1 protein-coding gene is annotated in these 313 nt (G+C 61.3%); it reads right to left on the reverse strand.

The features are described from left to right. Positions 1-313: integrase core domain-containing protein (locus tag J8I87_RS44305; protein WP_209938959.1), on the reverse strand; the 313-nt coding region annotated here is incomplete at both ends.

Here is a 313-nt window from a genome sequence, read left to right on the forward strand (position 1 = left end):
CCGCCACTGCTCGATAACAACCTTTGCTTCCGTGCGAGTCCGAAACCATTCAAGGCTCAGACATTCGTCCCTGAACTCGCCGTTGAAGCTTTCGTCCGCGCCGTTCTGCCAAGGCTTGCCGGGATCGCTGAGCGCCATGTCCATGCCGTTCCGTGCAGCCCACTTCAGGATAGCCAGCGATACGAACTCAGGGCCGTTGTCAGAGCGCAGGTAGCGAAGCGCGCCGTGAAGGCTGGCCAGTTGGGACAGGACTTCGATGACGCGCCCGGAGCGAATCGATCCGGCCACGTCGATCGCAAGGCATTCACGCGTG

It is taken from the genome of Paraburkholderia sp. LEh10, assembly GCF_017814945.1.
In the GTDB taxonomy this organism is placed as follows: domain Bacteria; phylum Pseudomonadota; class Gammaproteobacteria; order Burkholderiales; family Burkholderiaceae; genus Paraburkholderia.